General features: G+C 33.8%; 11 protein-coding genes. 9 read left to right on the forward strand and 2 right to left on the reverse strand.

The genetic code is table 11. The annotated features are described in order from the left end of the window. From A9G35_RS11345 to A9G35_RS11370, 6 genes are all read left to right on the forward strand, one after another. On the forward strand, window positions 1-452 hold a 452-nt coding region (locus A9G35_RS11345; protein WP_141673717.1), incomplete at its 5' end, for an integrase core domain-containing protein. A 266-nt stretch (window positions 453-718) separates the two neighbouring features. Next, window positions 719-2,476 carry an aspartate--tRNA ligase gene (gene aspS, locus A9G35_RS11350; protein WP_065636958.1) on the forward strand — a complete coding sequence of 586 codons (1,758 nt, stop codon included), beginning with the start codon at window positions 719-721 and terminating at the stop codon, window positions 2,474-2,476. Between the two features lie 9 nt (window positions 2,477-2,485). Further along, on the forward strand, window positions 2,486-2,938 hold the full coding sequence (gene nudB / locus A9G35_RS11355) for a dihydroneopterin triphosphate diphosphatase (protein ID WP_065636959.1): 453 nt from the start codon (window positions 2,486-2,488) through the stop codon (window positions 2,936-2,938). 10 nt (window positions 2,939-2,948) lie between these two features. Continuing rightward, window positions 2,949-3,365: a hypothetical protein gene (locus A9G35_RS11360; RefSeq protein ID WP_065636960.1), complete on the forward strand. Its 417-nt coding sequence runs from the start codon at window positions 2,949-2,951 to the stop codon at window positions 3,363-3,365. A 90-nt stretch (window positions 3,366-3,455) separates the two neighbouring features. Then, window positions 3,456-4,919 carry a 4-hydroxy-3-polyprenylbenzoate decarboxylase gene (ubiD, locus tag A9G35_RS11365; RefSeq protein ID WP_065636961.1) on the forward strand — a complete coding sequence of 488 codons (1,464 nt, stop codon included), beginning with the start codon at window positions 3,456-3,458 and terminating at the stop codon, window positions 4,917-4,919. A 134-nt stretch (window positions 4,920-5,053) separates the two neighbouring features. Then, a complete protein-coding gene (locus tag A9G35_RS11370; protein WP_065636978.1) occupies window positions 5,054-6,115 on the forward strand; it encodes an SEL1-like repeat protein in 1,062 nt (353 codons plus the stop codon). 22 nt (window positions 6,116-6,137) lie between these two features. Here A9G35_RS11370 and ppc read toward each other — a convergent pair whose 3' ends face one another. Continuing rightward, a complete protein-coding gene (gene ppc / locus A9G35_RS11375; protein ID WP_065636962.1) occupies window positions 6,138-8,783 on the reverse strand; it encodes a phosphoenolpyruvate carboxylase in 2,646 nt (881 codons plus the stop codon). Between the two features lie 592 nt (window positions 8,784-9,375). Here ppc and A9G35_RS11380 point away from each other — a divergent pair. Both A9G35_RS11380 and frdD read left to right on the forward strand, forming a co-directional pair. After that, complete coding sequence (locus tag A9G35_RS11380) at window positions 9,376-9,771, forward strand: hypothetical protein (RefSeq protein ID WP_065636963.1); 396 nt, start codon at window positions 9,376-9,378, stop codon at window positions 9,769-9,771. 14 nt (window positions 9,772-9,785) lie between these two features. Beyond that, on the forward strand, window positions 9,786-10,142 hold the full coding sequence (gene frdD / locus A9G35_RS11385) for a fumarate reductase subunit FrdD (RefSeq protein ID WP_065636964.1): 357 nt from the start codon (window positions 9,786-9,788) through the stop codon (window positions 10,140-10,142). 73 nt (window positions 10,143-10,215) lie between these two features. Here frdD and A9G35_RS11390 read toward each other — a convergent pair whose 3' ends face one another. Beyond that, window positions 10,216-11,025 carry a hypothetical protein gene (locus A9G35_RS11390; protein WP_141673871.1) on the reverse strand — a complete coding sequence of 270 codons (810 nt, stop codon included), beginning with the start codon at window positions 11,023-11,025 and terminating at the stop codon, window positions 10,216-10,218. Between the two features lie 974 nt (window positions 11,026-11,999). Between A9G35_RS11390 and A9G35_RS11395 the strand changes: the two genes are divergently transcribed. Next, window positions 12,000-13,955: an extracellular solute-binding protein gene (locus A9G35_RS11395; RefSeq protein WP_081300211.1), complete on the forward strand. Its 1,956-nt coding sequence runs from the start codon at window positions 12,000-12,002 to the stop codon at window positions 13,953-13,955.

The following is a 13,955-nucleotide window of genomic DNA, read 5'->3' on the forward strand; positions in this document are numbered from 1 at the left end:
AAGTTAAGCAACGTTGGAACTATTTATGTGTTTTAGTGAACTTATCCGATAGGCAGATTGTCGGTTACCATGTTGGTCAACATAAAACAGCAGAGCTTGTTATGTCGGCATTAAGCCAAATTAAACTGCCATTATCGAAATTAGATTTATTTCATTCAGACCGAGGTAAAGAGTTTGATAATCGGTTATTAGCGGATTGTTTTAAGACATTTAATATCACGCATTCATTAAGCAAGAAAGGATGTCCTTATGACAATGCGGTAGCGGAAGCGACATTTAAAACAATTAAAACGGAATTTGTAAAAGGCCAACGTTTTAACTCAACGGCTGAGTTACAACGCGCTTTTTCGGCTTATGCTTATTGGTATAATCATAAACGATTACATTCTTCGTTAGGCTACTTGCCTCCCGTTGAATTTAAAAAACACTTACCCCTTAATTTTTTTGTTTGAAAATGTGTTGCCATTCCACAAATAAATATTTGATATGACAAGTTATTTTCAATGAGGAATCTGATGCTATTTTTTTATGAAATTAAGATGTAATTAGTATCTTTTTGAATTTAATCTATTTTATAAAAACTCTCATAAAGTAAATTTATTTTCAAAAACTAACTATAAATAAATTAAATGATAATTATTTTAAATCATGGTCTTTATACCCTGATAAATTGCTCTATAATAATTATCATTTTGTTAATAGTTTACAGGGTATTTTAATGAGAACAATTTATTGCGGACAACTCAATGCAAGTCATATTAATCAGGAAGTTACGTTATGTGGCTGGGTCAATAAGCGTCGAGACTTAGGCGGTATGATTTTTATTGATATGCGTGATCGTGAAGGTATTGTGCAAGTTTTTTTCGATCCTGATTATCAACAAGCCTATCAACTTGCTGGTGAACTTCGTAATGAATTTTGTATCCAAATTAAAGGTAAAGTCAGAGCTCGTCCTGAAGGTCAAATCAATAAGGATATGGCCACAGGCGAGGTTGAAGTATTGGCGACAGAATTAACGGTATTTAATCGTAGCGATGTTTTACCGCTTGATTTTAATCAAAATAATAGCGAAGAACAGCGTTTAAAATATCGTTATATTGATTTACGTCGCCTTGAAATGTCAGCTATTTTTAAAACTCGAGCTAAAATTACGGCGTTTGTTCGTTCGTTTATGAACGAACATGGCTTTTTGGATATCGAAACCCCTATGTTAACCAAAGCAACGCCTGAGGGAGCTCGAGATTATTTAGTTCCAAGCCGTATTCATAAAGGTGAGTTTTATGCGCTTCCACAATCACCTCAATTATTTAAACAATTGTTAATGATGTCAGGTTTTGACCGTTATTATCAAATTGTAAAATGTTTTCGTGATGAAGATTTGCGAGCAGATCGTCAACCAGAATTTACACAAATTGATGTCGAAACGTCATTTATGACAGCCGAGCAAGTGCGCGATATTATGGAACAGATGATTCGTGAACTTTGGTTACATGTTAAAAATGTGGATTTAGGTAAGTTTCCTATTATGACTTTTGCCGAGGCGATGCGCCGTTATGGTAGTGATAAGCCTGATTTGCGCAATCCGCTTGAAATTATTGATGTGGCTGATTTAGTTAAAGAGGTTGATTTTAAAGTATTTTCAACACCAGCAAATGATCCAAAAGGACGTGTAGCATTACTTTGTGTTCCAAATGGCGCTCAATTAACACGTAAACAATTAGATGAATATACTCAGTTTATTTCTGTTTATGGCGCTAAAGGTATGGCGTGGATTAAAGTAAACGAACGTAGTAAAGGGTTAGAAGGCGTACAAAGCCCTATTGCAAAATTCTTTAATGAGTCGCAAATGGGAGCGTTGCTTGATCGTGCTAATGCAAAAGATGGCGATATTTTATTATTTGGTGCAGATAGCTATAAGGTTGTTAGTGATGCGTTAGGTGCGTTGCGGTTAAGAGTGGGTAAAGATTTGGGCTTGACTGATGAAAGTAAATGGGCTGTGCTTTGGATTGTCGATTTCCCTATGTTTGAAGAAACCGATGAAGGTTTAAGTGCTATGCATCATCCGTTTACTTCGCCGAAAGACTTTACACCTGAACAGCTTATCCAAAATCCTGAAAATGCAGTTGCAAATGCTTATGATATGGTGATTAATGGTTATGAAGTTGGTGGTGGTTCGGTTCGTATTCACCGTAGCGAAATGCAACAGTCTGTTTTTTCTATTTTAGGTATTAATGAACACGAACAACATGAAAAGTTTGGTTTTTTACTTGATGCGTTAAAATATGGTACACCACCTCATGCAGGATTAGCATTTGGTTTAGATCGATTAACAATGCTGCTAACAGGTACTGATAATATTCGCGATGTGATTGCATTCCCGAAAACAACCGCAGCAACTTGTTTACTTACTGATGCGCCAAGCCCAGCTAATGCGGCAGCATTAACTGAACTTGGTATTGAAGTCAGTAAAAAGTAGTGATATTTGATGCAAAAATTTAAGAATCCTGAATCTGTTCTGGTAGTAATATACTGCCAGACAACAGGGCGTTGCCTTATGTTACAACGGCAAGATGATCCTTGTTTTTGGCAATCAGTAACGGGTAGTATGGAAGTTAATGAATTACCAAAACAAACTGCGATTCGTGAAGTTTTCGAAGAAACTGGCATTAATATTATTGAACAAAACCTTGAGTTAATTGATGCAAAACATTCTATTGAGTTTGAAATCTTTCCACAATTTAGACATAAATATGCGCCAGAAGTTAAAGTAAATAAAGAACATTGGTTTTATTTGCCACTTATTAATGAGATAACGCCTATGCTTACTGAACATTTAGCTTATCAGTGGCTAACGATTCATGACGCTGCCAAGCTTACCTTATCACCAAATAATAGTGAAGCTATTGGTAAAATTCATAATTTAATTAAATCTAATTGAGAGGCCGAAAATGAAATTGAGTCTATCAGCGATTGTTATGTCTTGTTTATGTTGTTTTGTTTTAACCAGTCATGCTGAGGTAAATGTAAAAAAATGCCAACCTAATCAAAATGATTATATTATTTTTGATGAGTACGATTCGAATATAGCTGAAAAGATAATTGAATATAAATTACATAATCAACCTGAAAAGCGAGAAAACAGTATCATTAAGATATTTGCTAATGAAAATAACGATGATCGAAATGATTGGATAGCTTCTTTTTTGTTTGATGATCAATCTGAGCAATTTCTTTTGTATCAAGTTGATCAAGATAGATTTGTTGATCTTGATCAAAAGCAATTTGATTCCTTGTTGCCTAAAATTGTTGAGTGTAACCAAAATAAGCAACTACCGATATATAGCGAAAACTTTGATGAAGATTAGTTAAATTCAAAGAGATGTTAAAAGTAAATATTAAAAAATATTTTTGGATAAGTTAACTGAAAATTAATCAGTAACAGGGAGTAATAATAAATGAATTTTTCAAATCTTAGAGTTTTTTTAGATTATCTTGAGCAGCAAGGTGAATTAAAAATAATTACTTTCCCTGTTAATCCTTATCTTGAAATGACAGAAATCGCGGATCGCGTTTTACGTCGTGAAGGCCCTGCTTTATTATTCGAAAATCCAATTGGTTATGATATACCTGTTTTATGCAATTTGTTTGGTACCGCTAAACGTGTTGCAATGGGAATGGGGCGTGAAGATATTTCCGCTTTACGTGAAATTGGTGAGTTATTGGCATTTTTGCGTGAACCTGAACCGCCAAAAGGCATAAAACAATTTTTTAATGTATTACCTAAATATAAACAAGTGTTAAATATGCCAGTTAAACACCGTTCATCAGCGCCTTGCCAAGAGGTGGTTTTTAAAGATGATGAGGTGGATTTAACTCGTTTACCTATTATGCATTGCTGGCCTGATGATGTGGCACCACTGTTATCTTGGGGGTTAACGATAACTAAAGGTCCTTATAAAGATCGGCAAAATTTAGGCATTTATCGTTTGCAACGTTTAGGAAAAAATAAGTTAATTATGCGTTGGCTTTCACATCGTGGCGGTGCACTTGATTTTGCTGAGTGGCAACAAGCTCATCCTAATGAAAGATTTCCTGTTAGTGTTGCTATTGGTGCTGATCCTGCAACTATTTTAGGGGCAGTGACACCTGTGCCAGATACGTTATCCGAATATGCTTTTTCTGGGTTATTACGAGGTAGTCGAACAGAAGTAGTTAAATCGTTATCAAATGATTTAGAGGTTCCAGCCAGTGCAGAAATAGTTCTTGAGGGTTATATTGATCCTAATGAATTGGCATCAGAAGGTCCATATGGTGATCACACTGGTTATTATAATGAAATCGAGCAATTCCCTGTATTTACCGTGACGCATTTAACTCGCCGTAAAGATGCGATTTATCATTCCACTTATACCGGTAGGCCACCAGATGAGCCTGCGGTTATGGGGCTTGCTTTAAATGAAGTATTTATTCCTATTTTACAAAGACAATTTCCTGAAATTGTGGATTTTTATTTACCGCCAGAAGGGTGTTCATACCGTATTGCGATTGTTACAATTAAAAAGCAATACCCTGGTCATGCTAAACGGGTTATGATGGGGGTTTGGTCTTATTTACGGCAATTTATGTATACCAAATTTGTAATTGTTTGTGATGATGATATTAATGCTCGTGATTGGAAAGATGTGATGTGGGCTATTTCAACTCGGATGGATCCTCATCGAGATACGACATTTATTGATAACACTCCAATAGACTATTTAGATTTTGCTTCGCCTATTTCAGGCGTAGGTTCTAAAATGGGTCTAGATGCAACCAATAAATGGTCAGGCGAAACTAATCGAGAATGGGGTAAAGTAATTAAAAAAGATCCAAAAATCATTGCTCATATTGATGAGATTTGGGATGAGTTAGGTTTATAGTGTTTTGTTTATTAAAAATAAATTATGAAATGGAATAATATTCAAAATATAATTTGAAAACGAATAAACAAGAACTATTCCCTTTTGTTACATTTATGTATAATTATTATAAATATTATCGTAATTTAAAAAATATGAAAAAAATTAATATCCTATTAGTATTATTATCCATTTCTTATGGTGTAATGGCTGCAAATTATAAAACGCAACCCAATGACACTCAATTAAAGCTTGATGAGTCAGATTTATTACTTCCTTCTCTACGTTTATCTGCGGAAAAAGGAAATTCAGAAGCACAATACTCTTTAGGAAGTATTTATAAACAAGGATTGGGTGTTGAAGCTAGTGATGTTCGTGCTTTTTTTTGGTATAAAAAAGCAGCAGAACAAGGGCTTGCCAAAGCACAAAATAACTTAGCATTTATGTATCAAAGTGGCTTAGGTACCAAACGTGATTTAAATGCGGCATTTAAATATTTTAAGTTAGCGGCAGATCAAAATTATGCATTGGCTAAATATAATCTGGCTTTAATGTATAAAGAAGGTGAAGGTGTTGAAAAGAACACATTAACTGCAGTTGATTACTTTTCGCAGGCTGGTGATGCTGGTATTTATGATGCTTATTTAAATCTTGGTATTATGTATTTTTTTGGAGATGGTGTACAACAAGATCGAATAACTGCCGCCGATTGGTTTAGTAAAGCCGCGAAGGATCATATCCCCGAAGCTCAATACTATTTAGGGATAATGTCTGAAAATGGTGAGGGTTTAACCCAAGATTATATAGCCGCTAGCAATTTTTATGCGCAGGCGGCAGAAAATGGACATGTGCTAGCTATGTATAATTTAGCCATTATGTATGTAACAGGTACAGGAATTAAACCGGACAATACACAAGCTGCATATTGGTTTACTAAAGCCGCTGAAGCTGGCAATGCGGATGCGCAATATAATATTGGTGTAATGTATGATGTGGGCGGTGGTGTTTCTAAAGACGAAAAAAAAGCAGTTGAATGGTATTTAAAAGCTGCAGAGCAAGGCAGCATTGATGCTCAATATAATTTAGGTATTAAATGTCTAGAAGGTAATGGCACAGATAAAGATATCAATCGTGCCATTTATTGGTTTACTAAAGCTAGCGAACAAGGAGACCAAGATGCTAAAACTTATTTAGAATATTTATTATCTGAAAAATAAAAAGTGAGTGGTTTTCATTATTTTACCCTGAATTTCGCATACCAGCTGCAATCCCCGAAATAGTAATCATTAATCCTTGTTCTACTATGATGTTTTCACTATTGCAGTGTTTTCGTGAGCGACTTAATAATTCTACTTGTAACAAATTTAATGGTTCAATATAAGTATTACGTAAGGCAACTGATTTTGCTATCCAAGGTAAATCAGCCATTAAGCTAATATCATCAGTAATAGTTAGTACCGTATTAATATCTCTAGTTAATAAGTATCTTAATTCTTCACCTAATGGCCATAAAGCCGGATTGACTAAACGCTGTTCGTAATATTTGTGGATGTTTGGTGCCGCCTTGGCATAAACCATTTCAAGCATACCTAAACGAGCATTAAAGAAAGGCCAATTGTGATACATTTCTTTAAGAAGATCTTTTTTACCTTTCTCAATAATAGCTCTAAGCGCATTACCTGCACCAAGCCAAGATGGCACCATTAAACGGTTTTGAGTCCAAGCAAAAATCCATGGGATAGCACGTAAACTTTCTATGCCTCCACCAGTTCGACGTTTTTGCGGTCTTGAGCCTAGTGGTAATCTACCTAATTCTGCCTCAGGTGTTACGGCTCTAAAATAATCAACAAATTCAGCTCGTTCACGTACATAACTACGATAACAGTTGCATGAAAGTTCAGACATTTCGTCCATGATATCGCGCCATGCTTGCTTAGGTGCCGGTGGTGGCAATAAATTGGCTTGTAAAATAGCAGAGGTATAAAGCATGAGACTACTGAGAGCTACCTCTGGCAGACCGAGTTTAAAGCGGATCATTTCTCCTTGTTCAGTAACTCTAAGTCCTCCTTTTAATGATCCTGGTGGTTGCGAAAGTAGCGCGGCATGAGCTGGTGCGCCCCCTCGACCAATTGATCCTCCTCGTCCATGGAATAACACCAAATTAATATTATATTTTTCAAATAAGTTAACTAATTCCTCTTGTGACCGATATTGAGCCCAAGATGCCGCAAGCGAGCCTGCATCTTTAGCCGAATCAGAATAGCCAATCATCACCATCTGCTTGCCGTGAATTTTATCGCGATACCAAGGAATATCCAGTAACTTTTGCATAACCAATTTAGCATTGTTTAAGTCTTCTAATGTTTCAAATAACGGTACAATTGGAATATTCTTTTGGCAATCAACAATTTTCAATAATAAGTAAACCGCTAAAATGTCAGAAGGAGCTTTAGCCATTGATATTACATAAGAAGCGATCGATTCCTCCCCAGCTTTTTTGATAACACGACAAGTATCTAAAACTTCTTTAACCATTTCATTTGGTTGCCAGTTATAAGGAAGTAATGGTCGATTAGACTGTAACTCAGTTAATAAAAATGTTTGTTTTTCTTCCTCTGACCATTGGGCATAGCTACCTAAATTAAGTTCTTTGGTTAATGCATCTAAGGCTTCAGTATGGACTGAACTGTCTTGACGGATATCTAATTTAACTAACTGTAAGCCAAAACTTTTTATACGTCGTAAAGTATCAAGTAATGGTCCATGGGCTATGGTTGACATACCATTATGAATTAATGATTCATAACAAATATAAAGTGGTATCCATAATTGTTGATTTTCAATTAGAATATCACTAGGTGGTAATACGCGTTCATTATTTAACAATGCTTCAATATAATTATGAGTTTTAATTAAGCGTGCTCGTAACTGTTTCATTACTGCGCGATAAGGTTCAGAAACAGTCTTATTATTTTCATCTAACAGTTCAATAACTGATTCGCTACATTCTGTCATCGAAAGTTCACGAACAAGTATTTGAATATCAGCTAAAAATAATTCAATAGCTTTTAGTCTGGCTTGTAGCATTACCTTTTCTGTGACTTTTGCTGTTACATTAGGGTTTCCATCACGATCTCCGCCCATCCATGAGGTGAATTTTACTGGCACATGATCAACCGATAATTGCTCATCAAAAGCATCAACTAACTGGTCATTAAGTTCTCGCAAAAATAGGGGTACGCCTTCCCATAAACTATCTTCAATGACTGAAAACCCCCATTTTGCTTCATCAATCGGAGTTGGGCGTTTTTTACGGATTTCATCGGTATACCACGCCTGACAAACTAACTGTTTTAAGCGACGCATAATTCTTTCTATTTCATAATCAGCTAGATCATCATGATCGAGTTGGGATAAACAGTTATTAATAGCTGTATAAGTATTAATCATTGTTCGGCGATTAATTTCTGTTGGATGAGCAGTTAAAACTAATTCAATGGACAGTTCATTAATTGCATTTGTAATAGCTTCTTTGGAAAAATTTAGATTTTTAAGTGTACTAAATAATTCGGTCATTTTTTTAGGACTACTAGATGCTTCACCATGGGGCGAAATACCATAATACTCAGCAGCTGTGTTGACTAAATTCAAAAACTGATTAAATGCGCGAGCAACATGCAATAAATCATCATCATTAAGAGTTTCAATTAATTTGAGTAGCTCATTATGTGCTTGAGTGTTTCCTTGTTGAGCTAATTTTGATAACTGCCTTATCTTTTCAACTAATTCAAATGTTTCATTACCAGTAGCGCGTTTTATCGCATTACCTAGTAAAGTACCTAACATATTGACATTGCTTCGCATTGAGGCGTATTGGTTCTTCATGATTTCCCGTCTTCGTTTTTATTATGCCTAATCACCTTTAAGCTGCATGACCAAAATGACAAATTAATGGGATCGGTATAATTGGTGGATAATGTGCTTAAGTTATATACTTTATAACAATTTTACTTTGATTTTAAATAATAAAATTTTATGTTTTTTATTTTTTTTAGTTGTTTTAATTATATTAACCATGAAAAACCAATAAATAAAAGATTCATTTAATTTTGAAATGTTTAAAATGATACTAGAAGATATTATTCTTTATTAATCATGCCCCCCATATTCAATATAAAATACTTTGTATCGCAACGACTAATTTAGTATAAGTTAGACCAGTATTTAGCATTATTTTTATAGCTTTTTGTGAAGATTTTTTACTTGATTTATTGCCTAGTTAATTATTCATTGTCCAAGCATTACCAACCATTAAGATTTGACGCACTTTTTGTATAGCATTGCTGTTTTAAAAAGCTATATTATGGCTCGTTATAAGTTAGCGACATAAATCTGTTTAATCCTTATAATACCCGATTGAATAATAATCCTACCAAACAATTAGTCGCATAAAATATAATACAACCTAGAGATATTTATGAATCAACAAGATAATAATAATCACCTTGAAGCTACTCAAACCAATGTAAAATACCCTTTTATAATTACTATCATGCATAAATTAATTCCTTTTTCGATGATTTGGGTAAGTTTAGTTTTAATGTATGGTGTAGTTTGTATGTACACTAATGCTGTAGGACAAGATGAATTTTATCGTTTTATCTTTTTTTTACGTAGCCCTTTTATTGTTGGACTAAATTGTATTGCGTTATTCATCAGTGTTTTTCATACAATAATTTGGTTTAATTTATTCCCTAAAATGATGTCAAGCACAGTGTTTAATAAAAAAACTAATACATTATTAGTTATTGCAGGATTGTGGGCAGTTACACTAGCGGTATCGATTTTTTTATTTTTATTTGTATTGAAGTGAGTGGTATTAAATTAATGAAAAATCAAAAAATTCAGACAAAAAACACAGATGGAAAAATAATAAAAAGTTTGTTTGTACTTGGTGGAACATGGGCTGCTATTTTTTTACCCATCATGCTCATTATTATGGCATTTATGATTCCATTCGCTGATGTGGCGACGCGATCTTATATTCTTAAAATAGCCAATACAGAAATCGGCAAAATCTTTTTATTTTTGATGATTTCATTACCTATCTGGTATGGATTACAACAAATTTTGACTATTTTGCACGAGCATAAAATCCACCCAAAACGTGAAAAATTATTGACATTGGGGTTGGCATTAGCATGGACATTGCATGCTATTTATCTATTGTTTATTCGAATGTGATGGTATTTTTTAGTAAATTAATAGAATACAAAAAACACTATCAATCAAATAACGTTTTTTTTATTTCTAAAAACTAATAATAAGTCAATTCCCGAGTCACCGTTGTTTGCTTACCATATTGGTTATTTTTAACTTTAGTTACTGTCAACCAATCATTTTTTTCATTAAAAGTTAAAAATTTAGTGGCGTAATGAGCAGCTTCTTTACCTGCTGATAAATACGAAGCGTCGATGGATATTAATCGATGATGTTCATTATCATATTGATATGAAAGGTCACTTTCGTTTTTCATATTATTACTAAATTGATACAGTACTTTAGCTAACTGTTGATTTTGATATTCAAACGTATAGGTTGAACCCCCTTTTTGTTCTGTACCAGTGTACTGACCATTCTCATTAATTTCTTTTAGTTGCCATTGTACATTTTTATTGATAAGGCAATTATTAGTGTCGTACAGATAATTATCGGTTTCAATAAAAACAAAATCGGCCGCTTTTTTGGTTTGTTGAGATACTACAATTTTACCTTGTTCATCAGTACTAAATTGAATAATGCTATTGGTTTTATCTTCTACATCTTCAATAATATTTTCCCAACCTGACTTATTTTTTTGTAAGTGCTCGGAATAAATTCGGATGTTTTTTTCTGAATAAAGATCATAATGGCTTTGTGTTATAAGTCCATTAGGATCATACGTTAGTGTATGCTTAGCCGTCATACTACTTACATCATCGCTATCACTACCTAATTTGGTCGTTGAAATTCTAATCTCTTGCTTAATATCTTTTATTGGTGAGTCAATATAATCAAGAATCTGAAAGATATAATTATTTGACTCAACAGTATTTTTAGTAAGGTTATCACTACAAGTTAGCGCCATAACATTTATTGATATGAACGACACACAAGATACTAATAAAAAAGTAAGTATTCGTTTTTGTATAATGAACCAATTAAATAAATTAATATCTAGGAAAATACAAGGTTGTTTACACTTCATGGTTAAAATAATCCTCTAAAAACTCATAAGGTATTTTCTCCAAAATCACTTTTGGGATTTAACTGTTATTATAACAGTTAATATGTAGGAAAACGCCGAGTTATTTACACTTCATGATTAAAATAATTCGCTAAAAACGCATAAAGCATTTAAGCTTTGGTTTTCTATCTTTTTTATCACTAAATATTTGTTGATTATGCCACATCTCAATTAAAGTTTGTATCACGCTTTCGGCTTTCTCATTGTTTGTAGGTAGATGGGTTTTAGGAATTTTTGATTGATACGCTGATTATCACACAGTTTATCTAAACAAAAATTTATCTAACAAACAAAGATAGATAGCCTCATTTTTGTCAAGAAGTTTCAGGAGTGTATAGTGTTTAAGTAAAAAATCCAAAATTTTTGTTTAACTTGGTAAAAATTAACGTATTATTATATCCTTTTTACGTAAGGATTTAACCGCAATAACAAAGACGTTTAATACTAGTAGGTCGACTGACCATAAAGCGTTTAGCCAAATTAGTAACGGTTATTTGTCTTTATAATATAAGCGCACTATCGTTTGTCTGTGATAAGGCATTAGTTTTGTTTTTTATATGTATTCATTACAGTAATTTCAAAAATTACTGTAAACAACGTGAGAAATTCTTACACTTATTTTTTATCAAATGTGTATTTTTAACGAGTGGTCTCATTTTTTTATCTTATTAATTAGGTTTTGCTCATTTAGTGGAAGTTTGGCAAAATAGGCAACCTATTGGGGATTGTGATTGCCTTTAATGACTGATTTGTTAATAATCAATAAGAAATTACATAAATATGCTATTGTTAAATAGAGCAGGAACGGAATTAGGATGATTAGTCGAATTAAACAACCTATAAAAATATTATTCATCTTGAGTTGCCTAAGTGGTATAGCCATTTGTTCTGCACCTGCTTTTGCCGATGAAGAACAACAAATTTTACCTCAAACTGAGGAAGAAACTGATGTTAATATTCTAGTTCAATCATCTCAGGATAAACAAGTTGATATCGTTACTCCTACTGAAAAACGTGAAGAAATTTACCGCAAAACCATCTTTTCACTTTCAGGTCAACCAAAGTATCATGTTGACTTTCAACATGTTGATTATGTAAATCCTAATGCTCCGAAAGGTGGCGTAATTAAATTGGCAGAAGTTGGCTCTTTTGATAATTTGAATCGCTTTGCTAGCCGTGGCGCACCTGAACGTAATTCAGGATCACTGTATGATAGTCTTTTTACTAGTACAGCTGATGATATCACAAGCTTTTATCCACTTATTGCTACTTCAATAACCTACTCTAACCAATACCGTTGGGCAGAAGTTGCAATTAACCCTAATGCTCGTTTTCAAGATGATAAGCCCATTACTGCCCACGATGTTGAATTTACCTTTCATAAATTTATGACCGAAGGGGTACCTCAATATCGTGTTTATAATAAAGGCATTACTGTTAAGGCAATAGATGATCACCATGTGCGTGTTGATATTCCCGATTCCGATCGGGAAAAACTTCTTTCATTTGTGGGTAGTATGCGTGTTATTCCTAAACATTTTTGGCAACATCATGATTTTTCAGAACCATTAAGCACGCCACCTGTTGGTAGTGGCCCTTACTATATTAGCGATTATAAAATGGGGCAATATGTTGTTTATCGACGTAATCCAAAGTATTGGGCACGTGATTTGCCGATTAATAAAGGTTTAGATAATTTTGACGAAAAACGCATTGATTATTATATGGATGACAATGTTTCACTAGAAGCCTTTAAAGCTGGTGAATATGATTTGCGAACTGAAGATCAACCAAAAAATTGGTTTGCTCAATATCAAGGTCGATATTTTGATAATAGCCATATTATTAAACAAGAAAAACCTGTTAAAACCGCAACCGATACTGAGTGGCTCGCATTTAATTTACAAAAAGAACTATTTAAAGATATTAAAGTACGTAAAGCGATCTCCTTGGCATTTGATTTTGAATGGCTAAATCATGCCTTTTATTATGACAGTTACAAAAGACCTTATAGTTTTTTTGAAAACACCATTTATGCGGCAAAAGGTAAGCCGACAGAGCAAGAATTAAAATGGCTTAATCCTTATAAACATATTATTCCCGAAGCTGTTTTTGGCGATGCTTATTCTATTTCCAAAAGTGATGGGCAAGGTTTTAATCGCGACAATTTGTTAAAAGCGGCTGAATTGCTTAAACAAGCTGGATGGGAAATTAAAAATGGTAAACTAATTAACACTAAAACTGAGCAACCATTTGAATTTGAACTGATCAGCTCCCTTGGTAGCGATATTAAATATGCTATTCCTTTTCAACAAAATTTAGCACGCTTAGGGATCACCATGAAAATTACCTTGTTAGATTCCGCACAACATTTACGGCGTGTTCGTGAGCGTGATTATGATATGGTTGCACGTTATTATTATGCCGTAAATTATCCTAATTCTAATTTATTGATGTTTTGGGGAAGTGAATACCTTAACTCATCGTGGAATGCTTCGGGGTTACATAATAAAGCTATCGATGGCATTATCGCTGAAATTATTAAGAATGTGGATAATCAAGAAGAACTTGTCCCATTAGGACGTGCGCTTGATCGTATTTTAACGCAAGAATATCCAATGATTCCAATGTGGTATAACAGTAAAACTTATTATGCTTATTGGAACAAATTTGGGCAGCCAGCTATACAACCGACTTATGGTATAGGGATTGATAGTTGGTGGTATGATGCAAACAAAGCAGCTAGCCTGTCTAAAAATCGGGAACATTAA

This window comes from Gilliamella sp. Choc5-1 (assembly GCF_001690595.1).
Taxonomy (GTDB): Bacteria; Pseudomonadota; Gammaproteobacteria; order Enterobacterales; family Orbaceae; genus Gilliamella; species Gilliamella apicola_M.